Source organism: Rhizobium azibense (assembly GCF_004342325.1).
Lineage (GTDB): Bacteria > Pseudomonadota > Alphaproteobacteria > Rhizobiales > Rhizobiaceae > Rhizobium > Rhizobium etli_B.
The window spans coordinates 233,106-252,514 of record NZ_SMBJ01000012.1 but is presented as its reverse complement, the minus strand read 5'-3'; the positions used below and the strand labels follow the sequence as shown (position 1 = coordinate 252,514).

The following is a 19,409-nucleotide window of genomic DNA, read 5'->3' as shown; positions in this document are numbered from 1 at the left end:
CGAGCTTCATCGGCTCGTCTCCTCAGCCGGTTTGTAGAGCGCCCGAGGCGGCAGAGGCTGCTCCGAGCTGCGCTTCGAGGCCTTCTCAGCCTTGGGGAAGCCCGGCGACTTGATCGGCTGCTTCGGCCTCTTCAGCCCATTGGCGCCGTTGTACTGGCGTTTCGCCTTGGCGATCTGGGAGACATCCTTGTTGGTCTTGCCTTCCTCGCCGCGGTGGCAGCAATCTTTTCCGAGCAACTGACCTTCGGCGATCGTGATCTTCGCCTTCTTGTCGACTTCGGGGCGCAAGGCCTCCGGGATGATGTGATCGATTTCCCAAGTCCCTTTCTTCAGGATCAAGCCGCAACGCTCGCAGGCGACCTTGCCTTCGGCGTTCCTGGCGCGCTCGATGATCTCTTCCTTCTGGTTTCGGCTGAACTCACGTCGAGCCATTGGCCGGCTCTTTCAGATCGTCGACCGTGCAATCCAGCACCTCAGCGAAGTGAGACAACGCGCCTCCAAGCTTGGTTTCATTGTTGAAAGATCGCCCGCATCGACCGGGAAATCGCCTTGGCCTTCTCCAGCCCTGCTGGCGACAGCGTCTTGAACTCGCCGGCGGCATATTCCTTCTCGACTGCAGCAAGGGCCGCGCCTGTCGCATCGCGATCGGCAGCCATCGGCAGAACATCGCGGGCGTACCGGATCAGGATATCGCGCTCTGGATCATCAATGGCCGGCGATCCCGAGGAAGGGTTAGGATCGCCGGCCGGTTCCGATGCCCCGGCGGGGGGAACATCGGTATGGGAGGAGGGATCAGAGGTGGGCTGCTCTGATCCCTCGGCAGACGCAGGGGGCGGGGCGTCTGCTTCGTCCGACGCGGGGGAATGCGCATCGGATTCGGGCGTTTCGTGTTCGATTACTTCGCGGGTCTCCGGATCGTGCGGATCCTCGACGATATGAGCGGTTTCCTTTTTCAGCGTGGCGACATCGACGCCGGTCATGCGGCTCAGCAGCTCGGTCATGTTTTCGAGCGCTTCGGCCATCTCGGGATCGTCGAGCTCTTTCAGCGATTTCGGATACTGCATGAACTGGCCGCCGACGGTCTTCGACAGGTTGACGATGCCGAGCGCGAGCTTGATCGCCTCGCTGGCTTCTTCCTTTGTCTTCCAGGGCGTGTCGCACTGCTTCACGACAAGGCCGAGGATAGCCCACCACTTGCGGACCAGGACGCGGTCCTTCTCTTCGGTGAAGTGGACGAAGACGACAGTGCCGCGGCGGTAGCTGTTCAAGCGCTCCTGGTCGAACTGGCCAGCCGGAGCAAGCCGGCCGCCTTCGATGATCATGCGGAGTGCGGGGAAATCACCCTTCATGCCGCACCTCCGATTTCCTTCAGGCGCCGGTTCTTGATCGCCTTGGCAATGCCCTGATTGACGTCATCGCCATCGAACACGGCCATCGGATCGCGGGCGGTCCAGACCTCCTCAACGTCTTCGACTGTGTTTGCCTCCGCCATCTCGGCTTCGAGCGCCTGGAAGAACTCTGTCGGATCGAAGTCAGCACCGTTCGCGTCTTCGCGAGGATCGATCGCGCCGGCTGGCCTTTCGTTCTCGATAACGGCATCGGCTTCGATGATGTCACAATCCAGGACCTTCTCTTCCGGCGGCGCTGGTGGAACTGGTGGCTTCGGAGGGGTGATGTCCTTGATCTCGGCAATCTTGGAGCCTTCGTCCTCGTCATAGATTCCGGAGAAGCCGAAGGCATAGCGCGCTGCCTGGATCATCGCCTTGTGACGAAGCATGCGGTGCTTCATCTTCCAAGGATCTGTCGAGCGGATGCACTCGTTCAGGTATTCGGTGACGGAAACAGGCCGACCGCGATCCTTGCGATACATGCGGCAAGTGCAGGAAATGAGCGTGCCGTCTTCGGCATGCTCGAACTCAAATTCGAAGCCGTCGCAGGCCGGATGGGAGTTGACGAGGTTCACCCACCCGTCGATCGAGACGATCGGGACGATGCCACCGCCCTTAGCCGGGAAAGCATAGATTTCCTTTAGCAACGGGTTCAGGTCGTATTCTTTGGCGACCATCATCAGCGCCGCGAACTGCTCGTTCGTATGGTTCGCGGCATGACGGTGGAGCGGACCGTGGCCTCGAAAGCCTTCGGCTCCATGTTGAACTTTGCGGCCATCGTCGCAATCAGTGATTGGCGTGGGGCTCAGGCGATTGCGGAGCGAGAGAGCCTTAGCCGCGGTCTTGTCGTTGGAGATCTTGTCGTAAGCCTCCACACCGGCGAGGGCTGCGGCGATCTGATCCTTGAGCGTTTCCGCCTCGTCGACCGTTTCCGAATTATCACCGATCGTCGGCTCTGGCGGCTTCACCTGGGCAGCAACTACCTTGTCGTCATCAGGCCAGCCCTTGCCAGCGAGCGCCTCGTTATATGCCTCGTAGGAAACCGGGTGACGGCAGCAGGAGGTCCAGATGTCTTCGGCCTGAGCCTCGCGGCCGGAGCGATATGCGAGCCAGGCGCCCCCCTTCGTCCTTCCAGATCGCTACAGGTTCGAACGGCTTATCCTTGCCGTAGCGGACGCGGTAATAGCCCTGCTGCGGATCGCCTTCATGGACCGGAAGGGTCTTGCCGATGCCAGCCGGGTTCTTCAGCGCAGCGCGCCAGTGGAACGCAGAACATCGTAAAGGTGCCGGAGGCCTCGATCCGATACGAGACCCAGGACGATCCGGAAGCGCAGCTGGTGTGCCCGGAGCCGCCGCAAGCGATCGATCCCGACACCGCCACTGACCGCCAGGTCGCAGACTACGTGCTCGGTCTGCGCGACGGATACGGAACCTGCTATCGCTCGGTGTCAGCTTACAAAACCTATCGCAGGGGGATAGCGAATGTCGCCAACAGAATTTGATCCCCGGATGCATCAGCAGATCGGGGAAGTGCTTGCCGAAATTCGCAACCTGCGTGACGCCTTTCGCCAATCGGAGATCAAGTCGGACAGTAGCCGCGCCACCATGTATCAGCGCATGGATATGCTGGTAGACCGAGTGGGCAAGGTCGAGGGCACTGTGGCGGCCGTTCAGGAGGATATTTCGGAGATGCGGCCGGTGACTGACGACGTCAAACGGTGGAAGCTAATGGGTATCGGCGCGCTCGCCGTTATCGGCATCGGCGGTATGGCGATGGGGGTCACGTTCGCGGATGCCATCCGGAGGATTGGCGCGATTATTCTCGGAAGATAGCGAGAAGTGCGCGGTGTTCGTGAAAGACGATTTCCCAAAAAGCGGTCTTATAGCAGATGCCACCAAAGGCGACTTTCGGCCCTAAGCGGTCGTTGACACACCGTTGAGCAACGCCGATTGCATCTATTCCGGCGGTCTCCATGCACTGATGCAGTTGGGGGTGTAGAAATAGCCGCCAGTAATCAAATAATTCCCATTATCAAGCCAAGGCTGATGATACTTCACCAGCAGGGAGGCTCGACCTCGAATTTTGTCCAAGAAGGTAGCTGGTTGATATTCATCGCCTGGCACCTCCCAGCGATTGGGGAAGGAATATTCCGTGCGGATGCTTTCGTTGATGCCGCCTCTTTCGCGAAGAACGATTTGGAGCTCATTCGGTTCAACACGGTGCCATCGCCAAGCGGCGATACCCTCGGTGCAAACTCCGCTGTAGTTGAAACCCGCCTTAACGAACACGACAAGGAGTACCGTCGTCGCAAGCATGAACAAGACACTTTTGAGGGTGGTGAACCGACGCTTCATCAGCTTCCCTTATGACCATCAGTTAGATCACTTAGAAGTTGCCACTTTTCGTTGCAATCTGATCGGGTGACCGCTCTTGGCGCAATCCGGCCAAGGCAAAGCTTCCACAGTCGGCCCAAAGCGGCCAATCACTCAGCTAAATATAGTGTCGGCTTCGCGCCTTGTCGGCCGTTCGAGGCGGCGATAGACATTCTCAGAAGCCGACGTTCGTTCAGCTTTGCTAAGATTATCTGTTACGTCATCGTGTCGGTCGCTCGAAACAATGATTTTGTCTTCACTTTCCGGAGAACGGAGGTTCTAATTTTATGGAGCTGCTTCGAAGTCGGTCCTGGATCGCGGAAGGGGACGTGACATGGTGGATTCTGATCGGATCGACAACCTGATCGCAGCGGTGCCCCCCGCCTTGGCGCTTCGCGCCGGGCTAGACCTTGGCATCTTCACCCAACTTGGTGGCAGCGCGGTGACTGCTGACAGCCTTGGGGCCGTGCTCAAAGTCGAGCCCGACCGTCTGTCGCGGCTCCTCTACGCGCTCGCCAGCATCGGTCTCCTCGAAGTCAAGGATGGCCAATTTCGCAACGGAGCCGAAGCGTCCGCCTTCCTCGACGCGTCCAAGCCGACCTATCGCGGCGGCGATCATGCGCTCCTGCGCGAGCTCTGGGGAGCCGACCTGCTAACCGCAGAGTCGCTGCGACAGAACCGGCCGGCTGCGCTGCACGACTTTTCCGAAGCGGGGCCTGAGGCCGCGGCGGCGTTCAGCCGCATGCTCGCACCGGGTGGGGTGATTTTCGGCCGACATCTGGCCCAGGAGATAGACCTCTCGGCGATCGGTTCGGTGATCGACATCGGTGGGGGGCCCGGGACCATTCTCGTTGGCCTTCGCGAGCGGCGGCCCCAGATTGCGGCGACGCTGATGGAACTCCCAACGGTCGCAGCGGTCGCGCCAGATATCCTGTCAGAATACGGTGCCAACGACGTGGTTGTCGAAGAGGGGGACATAACTGTCGCGCCATCGAACGGTCGGCACGATCTGGCGATCCTGAAGGCCGTCGTCCAGGTCCTTCCGCCGGACCAGGCGCGCAGTTCGATCCTGAACGCGGCGCGTTGCCTCACACCCGGAGGCGAGATCGCAATTGCGGGGTGGGGTGTTGTCGATGACGACCGCCTTGGCCCGCCTGAGGGTGTCTTTCTGAATCTCACCTTCTTGAACCTCTATCGCCACGGCGAATCGTACACTGAAGGTCAGTATCGTGCGTGGATGACCGAGGCTGGATTGCGGGATATCTCTAGGTCGCGCCTGACGGACGGCTCCACGTTGTTTCGTGCGCGCCTCACGGGCTGATCGTGGCTGAATGGTTGGTTTCGGACGCAAGGCACTCCGAGGCGCGAAGCTAACTTTACCACACCAAACGCGCTGGTCTGCTTTCAAGCCCGTCCAACTTGAAAGCTGACTATCCGTTTGCGGCCTCATTTGGCCGGAGAGACAATGGTGCACAATGACTGGTGTTGGCGCATTCCCGCCCTTGGCTCGTCGCCGGTGTACGACATGGCGGAGTGAAGCGAACAACTAGGAGCGGGCTGCCAAGCTCGCTATGACCTCTTCAGACGATGCTACCGTCGCGATCTTACCGCTCATGTAATTCATGCTGACGCGGGAATGTTCGTCGTCATAGGAATCGACACAGTCCGTTGGCGCATTTCCGCGATGAGCGGCTCGTCAGTCAAACAATGCTGTTGCGAGCCGCCATTTCAATGTGACTTGGTGTTATCCGGTTAACCCCTAATTGTTGCCTGGCCCACTCGAACCGCAGTCATTGCAGTTGGTGTTGTCCGGATTACCCTTGTTTGTTGAGGTTTCCTTGGTGCCGTTGCTGGTTCCCGCATTGTCGTTCGGCGGCGGATTGCCGCTTTCACCCATGGTTGTAGTTACATCTCGCGAGTTGCTGCTGGCAGCAAACGTCGGCTGAAGCCCACTGAGTAGGACTGCCACGGCCGTGAGAACGGGAGGTACAAGTTTCGACATGGTACATGCTCCTTGATTGGTGTTCGCTCATTTAAGGATGTGCCAGAGCGTTCTTTTTTGGTGATATGCTGGCTTCCCTCTGGCGTTGGTCGCCAATCGGACAACAATCCTCGTCCCCGCCTTGCGGCGGAAGCTAAAGGATGTTGGAATCTCCCTCGTTGATGTTCGGCTATCGGCCTCAACACCTGATATGCATGCCGTCTGAGAACTTCCCCCAAACAGCCAAAGATCATCCCTTCCGACTGCAGTGTACAGTCGGAATAGGACGCATGGTTTTCGACAAGATGGAGCACGATATAGCAGGCGCTAAGTCCAATCAATTACTAATTGAGCGATGTTCTTAGTCAATTCTGATTAGTTGAGCGACTTTGCTCATCAAGCGTTCTGAAAGATGTTTCGTCATTCGATGTGCCAGTATATGGTCCGCCAACGCCCAGTATCGGTCAGTCTCTGGCGGAAAGCGGCCTGAGAGCAGTGCTTGTTGATCATCTGCGCGAAAAGGGGATCACACTGGCGCGAAGCAGGTAATGAGCCTAGCTTTGAAGCAGGGAGAGACCCATGCCGAGTCCCTACGAAACCGTCAGCACATATTTTTATGCTAAGGACGGAAACCGTCCGTTCCTGATGCGCCGCGCCTTTGCTGAAAAGGCTCAGCTAGAAATGGTCGTAAAGACAGAGGCCATTTCCTTTCCAAGTTCTGCCAACGGACTGGCCGCAATCGAAGAGATACTGAGTCGTCGCTTCGCGAATGACTTCGAGAATGTCTACACCTTCTGCCTGGCGCGGCCAACGGAGGCTAATCGACGTCACTTTCCCAGTCATTGGTTCGTCTGCATGTCGGCCAAGAACAACGGCGCGATCCGGGTTGGGAGCGGCCGCTATGACTGGTATTTCTCGTCCGATGCGCGGTGCCTGGTCGAAAGGCTAGTTATCACCATCGATGAGATGCAAATCCTTCCGGCAAATCAACTCGATAGGGTTATGATCTGGGTCACCAGCCTGCCTTACCCGTGGTGCAGGCCGGACGAGGCCGTGAGAAACATGCCGGGCATTGAGGAGCTTGCACCCATCGAACGCTACTTGAGAGAGGTTCGGTCGGTTCTGCCGGAGTGCTGACTCGAATGTCGCGTCCCTTTACGCCATCATCTTCACCCTCGACAAGGTGAAGGGCCTGCCGTACGGGCTTCACATGATCGTCACGTCGGCCCTTCTGTGTAAGGAGAAAGCACCTGATACGTTCGGAGAGGTTAAGTTCAAGCACCTGGTGCAAAACAAGCAACCGGCAAGCGTCTACAGCGCTACCAGAAAGAAGCCGATCAAACCTTGAAAGGGAAACGGCCCCTTTCGGGAGCCGTTTCGACCATCACGGGTCTCGGAGCGAAGCTCTCAGGATTTCTCTCTTCCCCGCATTCGCAGGGACCAAATTCCGAAGGACCTAGTGGCGTTGGCTATCGCACGATCCATTCCGCCGAACATACCAGGTCTGCTGAATGTTCCTAGTTCGCCTCTTCATACTCCCAATCAGCAATTTCTTCGTCGAGCTCCTGAATTTCCTCGCGGATAATGCTGCTGAGGCTGCCGAGAAGATCGGCCAGCTCGAAGTCTCGATCCTCCGTCGCCTTTGCGGCTCGTACTTCAGCCTTGCCGACGTAAAATTGGAAAATGTACCGATTGCTCTTCAGTTTTTCCAAATGGGACATGTCCCAGTCCTTTCGTATTGCGTGTTGCCATAGGCATACTCGCTGTATCTGGAAGAGCAAAGCCTCTCATCATAGGGGCGGTCATCTTCCGACCAAAACCAGCAAGCCCCCTCATTCCATTGCCCGCAGCTTCTGATCCCAGTCCTTTTATACAGCGAATTCATTCGACCCCTTCTCCACGTAGAAATCGCTGTTCAGCCACTTTTGGATCGGGCACGCATTTCAGGAGCCATCGATAGTGAATGAAGGAAGGTGCGTACGTTAGCCCTCGCTCGGCGTCCGGCTTCATTCCAACATACCACTGAAGAAGAGAACCTCGTCCAAGGAGCCTTTTCTTGCATCCGAGGCGAACGCAACTGAAAGCTTTCGTTATTGGATTACAACTAAACCCAGCGCGCGTGAGGTCTTGAGCCATCAAGGACCGGTCGCCTCCGGTCTTTTCCATTAGTGAGCGCACGTATAGTGCAAATTCGTCTTGAGAAGCTGGCATAGGTGGCAAGCTCTGACCAGCCGTAGCTGTATAAGCTGACAGCAACACCATTGCCCAAATTACAAGATGTGGTGTTTGAGGATTTCGTTTGCGTGATCTTTGGGAGGCCAATGTGTGTCCCTCGTTGTCGTACATCACGCGACTTCCAGCTCGACAGGCAAGCGTACGAGCTTGTCATTCGGCAGCGGACGCTGCAGCGCACGCGCCTCTTCCCATGGAGCCGTCAGCCAGGTCTCGATTTCATGCTCATTCGACAGGATGACCGGCATGGCCTTCTCGTGGATCGGCGCGACGATCGAATTCGGCTCGGTAGTCAGGAAGCCGTAGAGATCAGCCGTCACCAGGCCTTCCTTGATCTTGCGGACGCTCTGCCATTGCGGCACCCAAAATCCAGCGAAGAACATCAGCGGACAATCGGGGTTGGCCGCAAACCACGCATTTGGCGTTCTGCCACCTTCGGGCTTGCCGGCCGGGTCCGGCTCGGCGAAGGCCGTAAAGGGAACGACGCAACGAAACTCGACGCCGTGCCAGCGCTTCCAATGTCTGCTTTCGACGTTGCGGACATTGGTTGTTCCGCCGTCCGGCTCCATTTTCAGAAGCTCCTGGAAATCGACGTCCTTGCCTTTCTTGCGCAGAGAGTCCGCTCGCTTGGTGGCCGCCTGAAACAGCGCCTGTGACGAACTCGGCAGGCCCCATCGCACATTTGCCAGCTCCCGGCCGCCCGGTGTGTTGCGGACGATCGGCGCCATTCTGTCGGGCCACATTTCAACGATCGGCTCCAGATTGCCGGTGCTGTCGATCATCGCTCGGGTTATCGCGCGGATTGCCTCCTGGTTGCTCAGCATCCGGTAGAGATTGCACACATTTCCCTCCCTCGGCTCCCAGTAGCCGCGTTTTGAAACTTCGTCTGTGTCGATGAACTGGCCGTTCCAGCGTGTTCGAAATATAGCGGCGCAAATTTTCGAAAATCTACGACAATTTGCGGATATTATCGGAGATCGGCGCGGCCTATCATTATTCCGCGTCGATCAACGGCTGATTACCGCGGCGCAGGGGACATTCTCCTTGGTCGGAGTAACTTGGAAAAAGCCTCGGCCAAAACTCCACGTTGTCTTATCGTCTGCCAAACCGCAGCTTCCCCGCCTTCTCCAGGACAGGCAAAACCTACCTTGACGGAGTTAAACTTACCCGTATAAGTGGTTAAGCGGTCGAACTGTTGTTGCTGCGTTCTGGGAGCACTTTCAGTTCTATATAGGATCTCCTTCAGCACGACATGACTTGTCCTGGAGGTGGAATAGAATTCAATGCCGGAGTTCGGATTTTATAACATTGGGTTTGGAACCGTTATAATTACGCTATTATCGTTATTATTTTACATACGTGGCCTGGTTGTACGCGTAAATCACACTATATTAAATTTTTTCGCAGCTATATTTATTGGTGCAGTTGTATCGTCGCTCGCATTTTATACAATTGCCCCCACGCATCCTTTGCGCCTTTTTGCTGCGCAGTGCCTGGCGGCAACTATATACTATATGCTTCTGAAACTTGCGTTTAGCCGTGCAACCGTAGGATCCCGCCCACTATTCGTCTCGTCTGACCAAAAACGAGAAAATCTTATCGCATTGTGTGCAGTATCTCCCCTGGTAATAATCATCTTCGATTATTTGACTCCTGATCTCAATCAGTCGTGCACGAGGGCGAGGTGCTATTTACTTGATTTGCTTTTTGGCCGGGATCAAAATTTCCAGTATTATTACATAGCGAATTTGCTCGGTATAATAATTATAGCAATATTTGTTTTGTCTTTATTTAATTTGGTGAAGCGTGGACAATAATACCGACGTACAGCCGCTGCTATTGGAGAGACAAATTGAGCGACAATCTGACATTGTAAAATATGTGCACCTCAGATTAGTGATGCTCAACCTGACGCAGGCCAACGTGCATTTTTTCGAAGATCGATCCTGAACGCAGGATGAAGAGTAAATTCTCTACCGTCGATGCAGCGCTCTAATCTGCTCGTGCTCTTCGACCTTTCTCGAAGCCTCTCGCGCCGTCGGTTCCCAGCCGTGGTGAGGCATGATGTTCTGCCTGCCAAGATCTTCGAGATGGAAGTCCTCAGCTTCTGTCATCGCCGATATAGCTTCCAAACAGCAGCTTGCCGGATTTCGCGCCGCAAGCCGAGCATTTCAGCCGCTCTTCGATCTCAGTGATGAGCGCATGCCGCATTGCCATGGGTAGATTGTCGCGCTGAAACTCTCGCGTCTCTCCGCAGGCTGCGCACTTCACCATGATGTCGATGTGGTAGGGGCAGGTGTTGATATATCCGGGTGTCCAATTCCGGATCGGCTGAAAGCGGCGCATGCTTAATCCTCGCAAGGATCGACCGCCGCATGTCGAAATGATTATGGAAAGCTCCCGCCCGAGCTACATATGAAATGGCGCACGCGTAGCGTAGGGTCAAGCCGGATCGATGACGAAGCCACCAAAATCAAAACCGCTTCTCAGCGAATCCGACGCGCCGGTTCGATCCCGGCCCCGCAAGCCTCGAGATCCAGCGCAGCCCAATCTTCCCCTCGATCCCATGCCCGAACGCGTCGAGCCGTGCCTGGCGCTGCTGAAGCCAAGGCCGCCAAAGGGGCCGGAGTGGGCCTTCGAAATCAAATGGGACGGCTATCGCCTTGCTGTGCACATCGAGCCGAAAGGCGTTCGCATCATCACCAGGGGCGGCCATGACTGGACGGATCGGTTCCCGGCGATTGCAAAAGCGGCGAAGAAACTCGGCGTTGCAACGGCGATCCTTGACGGTGAGGCGGTCGTTCTCGATGAGCAAGGCCGGTCGGATTTCGGCCTGCTGCAGCAATCGCTCGGCGGTCGCGGCGGCAAGCGGACCTCAGATGAAGCGATCTTCATGGCGTTCGATCTGCTCTATTTCGACGTTCGCGATCTGAGGAAATTGGAATTCACCGCGCGCCGGCATCTGCTCGAAGGGTTGATCGAGAGCAGGGACGATGTCATCCGGCTCTCTGAAGAGATCGAGGCCGACGGAGACCGATTATTTATTGCTGCCTGCGACCACGGCCCCGAGGGTATCATTGCCAAAGACCGGGAGAGTAAATATCGCTCCGGCCGACTTGGCGACTGGCTGAAGATCAAATGTGTTCAGAGCGACGGCTTCTGAGGCCGCCGATTCTTTAGAGGAGGAGGACCCAAAATACACTTCGAACACCATTGCCGGGTCATCGGTTGTCACGCGGAAGCTGCGCTGTCGCGGTGACAACGCAATCTGGCCCGAATAGATAACTTGGGCGTTAGCAATGGCATCGGTAACGCCATCATGAATTTCCAACATTCGTGATTCCCTGTAAGTTCGTCGGTTAAGTCAGATGCGCTACCCTACGCTACGTTAACCGGCGCTCATTGTTAGTGAAACGCTTTGTTGATTTAAATCCAAGGTTTCCAAGCTTCCCGAGCTGCTGATAAAAAACCCATCATTATTTCAAGGTGCCGTTCCCGCCAGACTCCCGGAAATATCTGTACACGATCGATTTTACCTGTTGAGGAGAAAACCCGTCGAACCCATTCAAAGGTACGACGATAGTTCTCGGGCCGAAGCGATTGTTCCAGCGTGAGAGCTCAGACAACAGGACGGCATCAGTTTCTTTTTTCAGGATTACATGCAGCGACTCCGTTCGATAAGCCGTGTGAACTTCGATCTTTTCGACAGCTTCCCACGGGATAAGATTGGAGACGGGCTGATAGTTTATGCCTCGCTGGTTCATGAACATAACTGGTTTGCTGAGATCGAGCTTAAAAGACTTGAACAGTATAAAAGCCGTTATCAGGGCCAGCACCAAAAGGCCGAAGCCGGCAAACTCTGGAGAGGCTCGACGTGAAACAATGTCGCCGTGAGCGATAAGGCCCAAAGGAATACCCGCCACGACAATGAGCAATATCGCCTTGGCGATTTTCCATGGACCTAGTTTGAGCTTCAGGTTTGGGGGGTAGTCGGAATTGAGAGCCATGCGGTTGCCCTAGGAGATGTACAGGAAGGCATACAACTATCGTGAGGTGCTTACAATTCCGCCCCGGCTCATGTCGTGAGTCGCGCCGCGAGCGGCTCCTTTCCGGCCCTAAACCGCTGGACACTGTTTCGAAAAACCTAATGACTGCGCAGTAAGAACTGTGAGACATTCAAAACGAAAGCATAATAGTTTCCTGGACTGGGGAATTGTCCCACGTTTTCGCAAGTCTATGATTTCTCAGACTCCCATCTGCCGTTACAGGAAAGGCCCCGACGTTACCCGCCGGAGCCCTAATCTAGTGGAACGCGGCGTTGAAATCATTTAACGTTTACGAAGCTTCCCAAGCTGAATATGCGGCGTCTTCAAACGGCACTTTCTGTCATCGCGCAGTACCCCTGATCCGCGAGAACAGATCCTCACAGAACCGGAACAGACGCGAGGTCTCCACAAGTTGCTACACCCGGTTCTATCACGCGGCCGCCAGCTGCGGCCAGGCGAACACGATGCCCTGGAGGAACTGCTGCCGGCGTTTCATCTCAGCGCCGTCGCCGTAGCGCGGCCGGCTGGCCCATCAGGTCGGCCTGCATACGATCGGAACAGCCCGCGTTCTCTAGCGGATCGTGCGGCGACGACAATGGGGCGATCTTTGAAATAGAGGCCGGTTAGGTGTGGCAGAGTGTGGCAGCTGCCTTTGATATCTCTTGATTTTTATTTTGGACAGGTGTGGCAGTTCGCTCCGGCAAGTATTTGAAAACGCTGAATTGCGCATCTCCGGGCGAGGCCTCCAAACTTCTCAATCCTTTGGTACTTTGCAGCTATAAAATGCCCGAAAGTGTCTTGGCAGCTTGGCAACCTTTTGCCGCGAGCGACTGGTAGGGTTCAGTGGTGGACGCATTGGCCGCGTCTAATTTCATCCCGATTTTTGGCTCTGGCGTACCTTGCGATCATGCCGGCTGGGCACCGTTTGTCATCGTAGAGAACGGCTTCGCCTGGAGCCAGTGATGAAACGGTCGGTTTTTGCTTTACGACCTTCATTGCAGCCTCTGTCGGCGCGAAGCCAGCCAGGAACAGAACTGCAGATGCGCAAAGCATGTTTATCGTGCGTCTCATTGTCACTCGATCTATTCGTTAATTGTTATAGATAGATATAGTGGATTGGACTCGATGGAAACTTCGCAATCGGATTAGCCCGAACGGAGCTAGTGGGCGGACGCATCCGGCGCATACCAAGCAATTATTTGACAGATAAATATAATTTTGGAGAATGAGCGAACCTCTCCAGGAGTAAATCTCCAAGGCAAAAGCCTGGCGCTGCGGTCGGGCCGAATTGCTCTTATCAGTCCCGCTGTGATCCGATATGCCGGCCATTGAACAGGAAATTCGACAAGACGCGCGCATTCCGGCCGGCTATAGCGTTCGGGAGCTTCTGGCATCACCGCTGTTTGCCATGTCGCTGACGGAGGCGGCCAGCCGCCTCATTGGCATCTATCATGAGGCGCCGCGCGCGGTGCGCTATACGTCCGATCTGCGCCGTTGGCTCGTCGCCCAGGCGGCGCTCGCCTTCTATTTCGAGCGTCGGACGGATGCGAGCCGCGAGGATCTGACGGTGACGCGTCTTACCGAGTTCACGCCGCTTCACAGATTCGCGAGCAGGAATACGATCGCTTCCTATATAGCGCAGATGCGCCAGTACAAGCTTTTCACCGAACGCGAGAGCCACGACAAGAGACTGCGGCCGCTGGCGCTTTCCGAAGCGGCCGAGCATCTTATCCGCAACTGGTTCGACAGCCACATGGCATCGCTGGACAGGTTGGACGGGGGTGAGCGGCTTGCTCTTTCCCGGGCCGACCCACGGCTGCTTTATTATTCCCAGCCGCCCGCTGCTCGCGCACTCATCGCCGATTCGCGCTGGAACGATCCGCCGGAAAGCGTGAAGACCTTCACCTTTACCAATCTCGGCAGCAATGTGATCCATGACCTGGTGGCCCGTTTTCCCTCGGCCAATGCGCTTTCGGAGCGCTGCTATATCGGTGAACTGAGGCCGGGAGATCTTGCAAGCCGCTACCACGTTTCGCGCACGCAAATCGTGCGGGTGCTGAACCGTGCGAGAGCTCTCGGCGACATCGGCTGGGATGGATCGCAATATAGCGAGGGATTCTGGATTTCCGCCCGCCTGATCGAAGATTACCGGAGATGGCAGGCCGTCAAGTTTGAAGCGCTGTCGAGGTCGATGAGCGAGGCTTGTGCGCTGATATACGCATAAGTTGGACGGGCGCGCATCCACTTCGCTCTGGGCGCTATCGTGTCGTTTCGCTATCCAGCAGGCCGCAGCAGAATATGGCGATGAGTGCTGCGATGATGAAGAAGTCGAACAGCGTGAGATACTCGAAAAGGGCAGACATGGACTGCATCTCCTCCATTTTCCTCCGGTTGTAAGAATATCACACCCGCCTCTTTGTTCCAAACAGCAGTCGCAGTCCCGGCCGCGCCCAACGACAGCGGCTCAAGCGGGAGGATTCTTCCCGCAGTTGCTTACTGTGCCTTGAAAGCGCGAGCCGCGGAGATTAAGAGGACGGGTGACAATGCCGCGTTCAACGGGCGAGAGGATATGATGGATTTCGAAGCAGCACGCGCAAAGATGGTCGACAACCAGATCCGTACGACGGACGTCACGTCGCATTCCGTGCTGACAGCCTTCCTGACGGTGCCGCGCGAGGCCTTCGTACCGGAGAAGTCCAAGGCTCTGGCCTATATCGACAACGATGTCGAAATCTCACCGGCATCGGAGGGCAAGCCGGCGCGCTTCCTGATGGAAGCTTCACCGCTGGCAAAGCTGCTGCAACTCGCTGCCATTACTACGGACGATGCGGTCCTCGAGGTCGGCTGCGGGACGGGCTACACGTCGGCTCTTCTGGCCATGCTTGCCGGTTCGGTCGTTGCCCTTGAATGCGACGAAGCGCTTGCAGCCGAAGCAAAGAAGAATCTTTCCAGCTACGCCAACGTTTCCGTCGTCACAGGCGCGCTGGAGCAGGGCAACAGCGCCAGTGCGCCTTACGATCTGATCTTCGTCAATGGCTCCGTCGAGGAGGTCCCCGCTGCCCTTCTCGACCAGCTCGCCGAGGGCGGCCGTCTTGTCACCGTCCAGGGTTACGGCAACGCCGCCCGCGCTAAGGTGTTCTTCAGCGAAAACGGCGCGGTTTCGGAAAATGTGTTCTTCAATGCTTCGGTCAAGCCGTTGCCGGGCTTTGCCAAGGTTCGAGAGTTCGTCTTCTGATCGTAGCTTCAGGATCTTGCGAAATGGGGCGCCTCGGGGCGCCCGTTTTGTTTTAGGCCTGTCGCAAAAGCGTCAGCGGTGACGGCCTAGACTGCAGCAACAAAACTGTGCACGGGCCCATTCATTTGATTTTCGCTGATTTTTTTCATGTCTGGGGTATTCTAAGGTCTGGGTGATTCGGATGCCCACTCCACGCAATCCGATCGTTGTTGCAGGGATAACGGGGATAAATATGGCTCAGCCAGGCGTAGTGCGTGAACCGTCCATGGAAGAGATTCTGGCGTCGATCCGCCAGATCATCGAGAGCAATGAGCCGGGCGCGGGCAGGGCGATCTCGTCATCCCTGCCGCCTGTCTACGGCGCCGATGACGAAAAGAGCGATTCCAACATTCATCTGACGGTGGACGAAACTTATGCTGACGTCGAGTTCCCCGAGCCTATGATGCTGTCTGACCCGCGTTTCGTTGCGGCGAATTCGGCAGGCAGCCGCGAAGCGGAAGCGCCGGCGCGGGCGATGTCGCTTGCCGATGTGGCTGCACGCGTTCGTGCCGCGTCGGAGCGTTCGGCACCGCAGCCGCAGCACGAAGCACCGGTCTTTCGTCAGCCGGAACCTGCCGGACACTTCGAGCAGGAAGCCCGCCATCCGGTCGAAGCCGTTCCAGCATCTTTTAGTGCTCCGCCGCCAGCCGCAATGCCAGCACCGGCCGTTGAGCAGGCACAACGAGTTGATGTGCCGCAGCCAGCCCTTGCAGAACCGGCGCCGCAGGCTGCCGTCGCGCCGGCGGCCGAAGCTGAAGAAGACCGTCTCCTGAACGGCGCGGAAGAAACCAAGACGCTGATTTCGCAGAGCGCCGGCCTGCAGGTTGCACGTTCGTTCGATGAGCTTGCGCTTGCGATCGATGGCGCCGAGCGCCGCTCGCTGGACGAGATTGCCGAGGACATGCTGCGCCCGATGCTGCGCGAGTGGCTGGACGACAACCTGCCGACGCTTGTCGAACGGCTGGTGCGCGAAGAAATCGAGCGCGTGGCGCGCGGCCCGCGCCGCTGACCGGGACCGCTTTTGTCGAACAAGCCGCTCCGGTCTCCGGGGCGGCTTTTATATTGACTTGCCGTCGGCCATCCTATTTACAACCCCCATCCTAAAACCCCGAAGTTTGGTCATAAAATGCTCGACAAGACCTATGATTCCGCTGCAGTCGAACCGAAGATCGCTGCGAAATGGGATGACGCCGATGCGTTTCGCGCGGGCGCCAACAAGAAGCCCGGCGCCGAGACCTTCACGATCGTCATCCCGCCGCCGAACGTGACCGGATCGCTGCACATGGGTCATGCGCTGAACAACACGCTGCAGGACATCATGATCCGCTTTGAGCGCATGCGCGGCAAGGACGTGCTCTGGCAGCCGGGCATGGACCATGCTGGCATCGCCACACAGATGGTTGTCGAGCGCAAGCTGATGGAACAGCAGCTGCCCGGCCGCCGCGAGATGGGCCGCGACGCGTTCATTGAGAAGGTCTGGGAGTGGAAGGCAGAATCGGGCGGCCTGATCTTCAACCAGCTGAAGCGCCTAGGTGCTTCCTGCGATTGGTCGCGCGAACGGTTCACGATGGATGACGGCCTCTCGGAGGCTGTCCTCGAGGTTTTCGTTACGCTCTACAAAGAGGGTCTGATCTACAAGGACAAACGCCTCGTCAACTGGGACCCGAAGCTTCTGACGGCGATCTCCGACATGGAAGTCGAGCAGGTTGAGGTCAAAGGCAATCTCTGGCATTTGCGCTATCCGCTCGAAGACGGCGTCACCTATCAGCATCCCGTTGCCTTTGACGAGGAGGGGAAGCCCACGGAATTCGAAACGCGCGACTACCTGGTCGTTGCGACCACGCGGCCCGAGACCATGCTCGGCGATACTGGCGTCGCGGTGAATCCCGACGACGAGCGCTACAAATCGATCATCGGCAAACACGTCATTCTACCGATCGTCGGCCGCAAGATCCCGATCGTTGCCGACAACTACGCCGATCCGACGGCCGGCACCGGCGCCGTCAAAGTCACCCCTGCACACGACTTCAACGACTTCGACGTTGCCAGGCGCACGGGCCTGCGCGCCATCAACGTGCTCAATACAGATGCTTCGGTTACCATCAAGGACAACGAAGACTTTCTGGAAGGTCTCGACCATCCGGCCGCCTTGCATGGGGCCTGGGACCGGCTGGAAGGCCAGGATCGCTTCACCGCACGCAAGATCATCGTCGAGATATTCGAGGAAGCGGGCTTGCTCGACAAGATCGAGCCGCACATACATACGGTCCCGCACGGCGACCGCGGCGGCGTGCCGATCGAGCCGCGTTTGACCGAACAATGGTGGGTGGACAACAAGACACTTGCAAAGCCCGCCATCGCATCGGTGCGTGAAGGCCGCACCAAATTTGTTCCGAAGAACTGGGAGAACACTTACTTCCAGTGGATGGAGAACATCCAGCCCTGGTGCATTTCCCGCCAGCTCTGGTGGGGCCATCAGATCCCGGCCTGGTACGGTCCGGACGGTCAGGTCTTCGTGGAGAAAACCGAGGAAGAGGCGCTGCAGGCTGCGATCCAGCATTACCTCTCTCACGAAGGCCCGATGAAGGCCTATGTCGAGGATCTCCTGGAAAATTTCAAGCCGGGCGAAATCCTGACGCGCGACGAGGACGTTCTCGACACCTGGTTCTCCTCAGCGCTCTGGCCTTTCTCCACTCTCGGCTGGCCGAAGCAGACGCCAGAACTGGCGCGATACTACCCGACGAACGTCCTTGTTACAGGCTTCGACATCATACCGTTTTGGGTCGTTCGTATGATGCAGATGGGCCTGCACTTCATGAAGGACGAGGACGGCAATCCGGTCGAGCCCTTCCACACCATCTATATCCACGCGCTCGTCCGCGACAAGAACGGCCAGAAGATGTCGAAGTCGAAGGGCAACGTCATCGATCCTCTCGAGTTGATGGACGAATACGGCGCCGACGCATTGCGCTTCACGCTGGCGATCATGGCTGCACAGGGTCGCGATGTTAAGCTCGATCCGGCCCGTATCGCTGGTTACCGGAATTTCGGCACCAAGCTTTGGAACGCCACCCGCTTTGCCGAAATGAACGGCGTCAAAAGCGATCCGAACTTCGTTCCGGAGGCGACGGGGCTGACGATCAACCGTTGGATCCTGACGGAGCTTGCCCGTACGGAACGTGATGTAACAGAAGCAATCGAATCCTATCGCTTCAATGATGCGGCCGGGGTGCTTTACCGGTTCGTCTGGAATCAGGTCTGCGATTGGTATCTGGAACTGCTGAAGCCGGTCTTCAGCGGGGAAGACGAGGGCGCGAAGAAGGAGGCTCAGGCCTGCAGCGCCTATGTTCTCGAAGAGATCTACAAGCTGCTGCATCCGTTCATGCCGTTCATGACCGAGGAGCTTTGGGCGCATACCGCAGGCGAGGGTGTCGAGCGCACGCTGATCTGCCATGCCGAATGGCCGGCGCCGTCCTATGCTGACAATGCTGCGGCCGACGAGATCAACTGGCTGATCGACCTCGTCTCCGGAATCCGCTCGGTTCGCGCCGAAATGAACGTCCCGCCGTCGGCGACTGCGCCGCTCGTGGTCGTCAAGGCCAACAATCTGACGCGCGAACGGCTAGCGCGCCATGAGGCGGCGATCAAGCGCCTTGCTCGTGTCGAAGCGATTTCGCTTGCCGATAGCGCCCCCAAGGGGGCGGCGCAGATTGTCGTTTCCGAAGCGACCGTCTGCCTTCCGCTCGGCACCCTGATCGACCTTTCGGTTGAAAGAGCTCGCTTGGAAAAGGCAATCAACAAGACCGAAGGAGAGATCGCGCGCATCAACGGCAAGCTTTCGAACGAGAAGTTCGTTGCCAATGCCAATCCGGACGTGGTGGAAGCCGAGCGCGAGCGGCTGGCCGAATTCCAGAGCCAGATCGCAAGCCTCAAGGTAGCGCTGTCACGCGTCAGCGAGGCCTGAGCCGCTCTTGATCGCGTAATACCTTAAGGCGTCCGGCCAGGTCGGACGCCTTAAGGCGCCCGTTGGAATGATTCGATCGTACCGGCGGGATATTGCAGTCTGCATTCATACTGTTTTGCGAATTTATGAAATGAAATGCCCTCTTGGGGCG

18 protein-coding genes and 2 pseudogenes are annotated in these 19,409 nt (G+C 57.2%); 9 read left to right on the top strand and 11 right to left on the bottom strand.

The window, feature by feature from the left end; translation table 11 throughout:
* Positions 1 to 6: 6 nt before the first annotated feature.
* From EV130_RS27505 to EV130_RS27495, 3 genes are all read right to left on the bottom strand, one after another.
* On the bottom strand, positions 7 to 432 hold the full coding sequence (locus tag EV130_RS27505; protein WP_132662323.1) for an HNH endonuclease: 426 nt from the start codon (positions 430 to 432) through the stop codon (positions 7 to 9).
* A 77-nt stretch (positions 433 to 509) separates the two neighbouring features.
* Entirely contained in the window at positions 510 to 1,349 is an 840-nt protein-coding gene (locus EV130_RS27500) for a RodZ family helix-turn-helix domain-containing protein (protein WP_132662321.1), read from the bottom strand.
* Positions 1,346 to 2,356 carry a RecT family recombinase gene (locus EV130_RS27495; RefSeq protein ID WP_245520130.1) on the bottom strand — a complete coding sequence of 337 codons (1,011 nt, stop codon included), beginning with the start codon at positions 2,354 to 2,356 and terminating at the stop codon, positions 1,346 to 1,348. Before EV130_RS27495 ends, EV130_RS27500 begins: the two co-directional genes overlap by 4 nt.
* 315 nt (positions 2,357 to 2,671) lie before the next feature.
* Here EV130_RS27495 and EV130_RS33555 point away from each other — a divergent pair, with 315 nt between their 5' ends.
* The gene (locus EV130_RS33555; RefSeq protein ID WP_245520129.1) at positions 2,672 to 2,890 is read left to right on the top strand and encodes a hypothetical protein; all 219 of its coding nucleotides are present in this window, start codon (positions 2,672 to 2,674) and stop codon (positions 2,888 to 2,890) included.
* Complete coding sequence (locus EV130_RS27485; RefSeq protein WP_132662317.1) at positions 2,871 to 3,221, top strand: DUF1515 family protein; 351 nt, start codon at positions 2,871 to 2,873, stop codon at positions 3,219 to 3,221. The genes EV130_RS33555 and EV130_RS27485 overlap by 20 nt, the downstream gene beginning before the upstream one ends.
* A gap of 123 nt (positions 3,222 to 3,344) precedes the next feature.
* Here the strand turns inward: EV130_RS27485 and EV130_RS27480 are convergent, their stop codons facing one another.
* The gene (locus tag EV130_RS27480; RefSeq protein WP_132662315.1) at positions 3,345 to 3,743 is read right to left on the bottom strand and encodes a hypothetical protein; all 399 of its coding nucleotides are present in this window, start codon (positions 3,741 to 3,743) and stop codon (positions 3,345 to 3,347) included.
* A gap of 352 nt (positions 3,744 to 4,095) precedes the next feature.
* Between EV130_RS27480 and EV130_RS27475 the strand changes: the two genes are divergently transcribed.
* Positions 4,096 to 5,082, top strand: a complete 987-nt coding sequence (locus EV130_RS27475) for a methyltransferase (RefSeq protein ID WP_132662313.1) — start codon at positions 4,096 to 4,098, stop codon at positions 5,080 to 5,082.
* Positions 5,083 to 5,520: 438 nt separating this feature from the next.
* On the opposite strand, the gene EV130_RS27470 is transcribed toward EV130_RS27475, so the two are convergent.
* Entirely contained in the window at positions 5,521 to 5,763 is a 243-nt protein-coding gene (locus tag EV130_RS27470) for a hypothetical protein (protein ID WP_132662311.1), read from the bottom strand.
* Positions 5,764 to 6,321: 558 nt separating this feature from the next.
* Between EV130_RS27470 and EV130_RS27465 the strand changes: the two genes are divergently transcribed.
* Complete coding sequence (locus tag EV130_RS27465; protein WP_132662309.1) at positions 6,322 to 6,879, top strand: hypothetical protein; 558 nt, start codon at positions 6,322 to 6,324, stop codon at positions 6,877 to 6,879.
* A 380-nt stretch (positions 6,880 to 7,259) separates the two neighbouring features.
* Here EV130_RS27465 and EV130_RS27460 read toward each other — a convergent pair whose 3' ends face one another.
* The 3 genes from EV130_RS27460 to EV130_RS27450 form a co-directional block, all read right to left on the bottom strand.
* A complete protein-coding gene (locus tag EV130_RS27460) occupies positions 7,260 to 7,454 on the bottom strand; it encodes a hypothetical protein (RefSeq protein ID WP_132662307.1) in 195 nt (64 codons plus the stop codon).
* A gap of 633 nt (positions 7,455 to 8,087) precedes the next feature.
* A complete protein-coding gene (locus EV130_RS27455) occupies positions 8,088 to 8,816 on the bottom strand; it encodes an SOS response-associated peptidase family protein (RefSeq protein WP_245520128.1) in 729 nt (242 codons plus the stop codon).
* 1,258 nt (positions 8,817 to 10,074) lie between these two features.
* Complete coding sequence (locus tag EV130_RS27450) at positions 10,075 to 10,320, bottom strand: hypothetical protein (RefSeq protein WP_132662305.1); 246 nt, start codon at positions 10,318 to 10,320, stop codon at positions 10,075 to 10,077.
* 109 nt (positions 10,321 to 10,429) lie between these two features.
* Between EV130_RS27450 and EV130_RS27445 the strand changes: the two are divergent.
* Positions 10,430 to 11,134: pseudogene (locus EV130_RS27445) on the top strand (ATP-dependent DNA ligase); the annotation flags it as partial.
* A 316-nt stretch (positions 11,135 to 11,450) separates the two neighbouring features.
* Here the strand turns inward: EV130_RS27445 and EV130_RS27440 are convergent.
* The 3 genes and pseudogenes from EV130_RS27440 to EV130_RS34050 form a co-directional block, all read right to left on the bottom strand.
* Positions 11,451 to 11,981, bottom strand: coding sequence for a hypothetical protein (locus EV130_RS27440; protein WP_132662301.1), 531 nt, complete (start codon positions 11,979 to 11,981; stop codon positions 11,451 to 11,453).
* A 469-nt stretch (positions 11,982 to 12,450) separates the two neighbouring features.
* Positions 12,451 to 12,601 (bottom strand): annotated as a pseudogene (locus tag EV130_RS34290) (integrase); the annotation flags it as partial.
* 259 nt (positions 12,602 to 12,860) lie between these two features.
* Positions 12,861 to 13,073 carry a DUF6719 family protein gene (locus tag EV130_RS34050; RefSeq protein WP_081377049.1) on the bottom strand — a complete coding sequence of 71 codons (213 nt, stop codon included), beginning with the start codon at positions 13,071 to 13,073 and terminating at the stop codon, positions 12,861 to 12,863.
* A 265-nt stretch (positions 13,074 to 13,338) separates the two neighbouring features.
* Here EV130_RS34050 and EV130_RS27425 point away from each other — a divergent pair, with 265 nt between their 5' ends.
* The 4 genes from EV130_RS27425 (at position 13,339) to EV130_RS27410 (ending at position 19,258) form a co-directional block, all read left to right on the top strand.
* Positions 13,339 to 14,244: a hypothetical protein gene (locus tag EV130_RS27425; RefSeq protein WP_132662299.1), complete on the top strand. Its 906-nt coding sequence runs from the start codon at positions 13,339 to 13,341 to the stop codon at positions 14,242 to 14,244.
* A 345-nt stretch (positions 14,245 to 14,589) separates the two neighbouring features.
* Positions 14,590 to 15,255, top strand: coding sequence for a protein-L-isoaspartate O-methyltransferase family protein (locus tag EV130_RS27420; RefSeq protein ID WP_196776315.1), 666 nt, complete (start codon positions 14,590 to 14,592; stop codon positions 15,253 to 15,255).
* 232 nt (positions 15,256 to 15,487) lie between these two features.
* Entirely contained in the window at positions 15,488 to 16,303 is an 816-nt protein-coding gene (locus tag EV130_RS27415; protein ID WP_132662297.1) for a PopZ family protein, read from the top strand.
* Between the two features lie 117 nt (positions 16,304 to 16,420).
* Positions 16,421 to 19,258 carry a valine--tRNA ligase gene (locus tag EV130_RS27410; RefSeq protein ID WP_132662295.1) on the top strand — a complete coding sequence of 946 codons (2,838 nt, stop codon included), beginning with the start codon at positions 16,421 to 16,423 and terminating at the stop codon, positions 19,256 to 19,258.
* Positions 19,259 to 19,409 lie beyond the last annotated feature (151 nt).

Coding starts and splice junctions, on each gene's coding strand:
- EV130_RS27440 (WP_132662301.1), bottom strand. CDS start 11,981: ATGGCTCTCAATTCCGACTACCCCCCAAACCTGAAGCTCAAACTAGGT.
- EV130_RS27480 (WP_132662315.1), bottom strand. CDS start 3,743: ATGAAGCGTCGGTTCACCACCCTCAAAAGTGTCTTGTTCATGCTTGCG.
- EV130_RS27420 (WP_196776315.1), top strand. CDS start 14,590: ATGATGGATTTCGAAGCAGCACGCGCAAAGATGGTCGACAACCAGATC.
- EV130_RS34050 (WP_081377049.1), bottom strand. CDS start 13,073: ATGCTTTGCGCATCTGCAGTTCTGTTCCTGGCTGGCTTCGCGCCGACA.
- EV130_RS27500 (WP_132662321.1), bottom strand. CDS start 1,349: ATGAAGGGTGATTTCCCCGCACTCCGCATGATCATCGAAGGCGGCCGG.
- EV130_RS27470 (WP_132662311.1), bottom strand. CDS start 5,763: ATGTCGAAACTTGTACCTCCCGTTCTCACGGCCGTGGCAGTCCTACTC.
- EV130_RS27465 (WP_132662309.1), top strand. CDS start 6,322: ATGCCGAGTCCCTACGAAACCGTCAGCACATATTTTTATGCTAAGGAC.
- EV130_RS27450 (WP_132662305.1), bottom strand. CDS start 10,320: ATGCGCCGCTTTCAGCCGATCCGGAATTGGACACCCGGATATATCAAC.
- EV130_RS27475 (WP_132662313.1), top strand. CDS start 4,096: ATGGTGGATTCTGATCGGATCGACAACCTGATCGCAGCGGTGCCCCCC.
- EV130_RS27505 (WP_132662323.1), bottom strand. CDS start 432: ATGGCTCGACGTGAGTTCAGCCGAAACCAGAAGGAAGAGATCATCGAG.
- EV130_RS27425 (WP_132662299.1), top strand. CDS start 13,339: ATGCCGGCCATTGAACAGGAAATTCGACAAGACGCGCGCATTCCGGCC.
- EV130_RS27410 (WP_132662295.1), top strand. CDS start 16,421: ATGCTCGACAAGACCTATGATTCCGCTGCAGTCGAACCGAAGATCGCT.
- EV130_RS27415 (WP_132662297.1), top strand. CDS start 15,488: ATGGCTCAGCCAGGCGTAGTGCGTGAACCGTCCATGGAAGAGATTCTG.
- EV130_RS27485 (WP_132662317.1), top strand. CDS start 2,871: ATGTCGCCAACAGAATTTGATCCCCGGATGCATCAGCAGATCGGGGAA.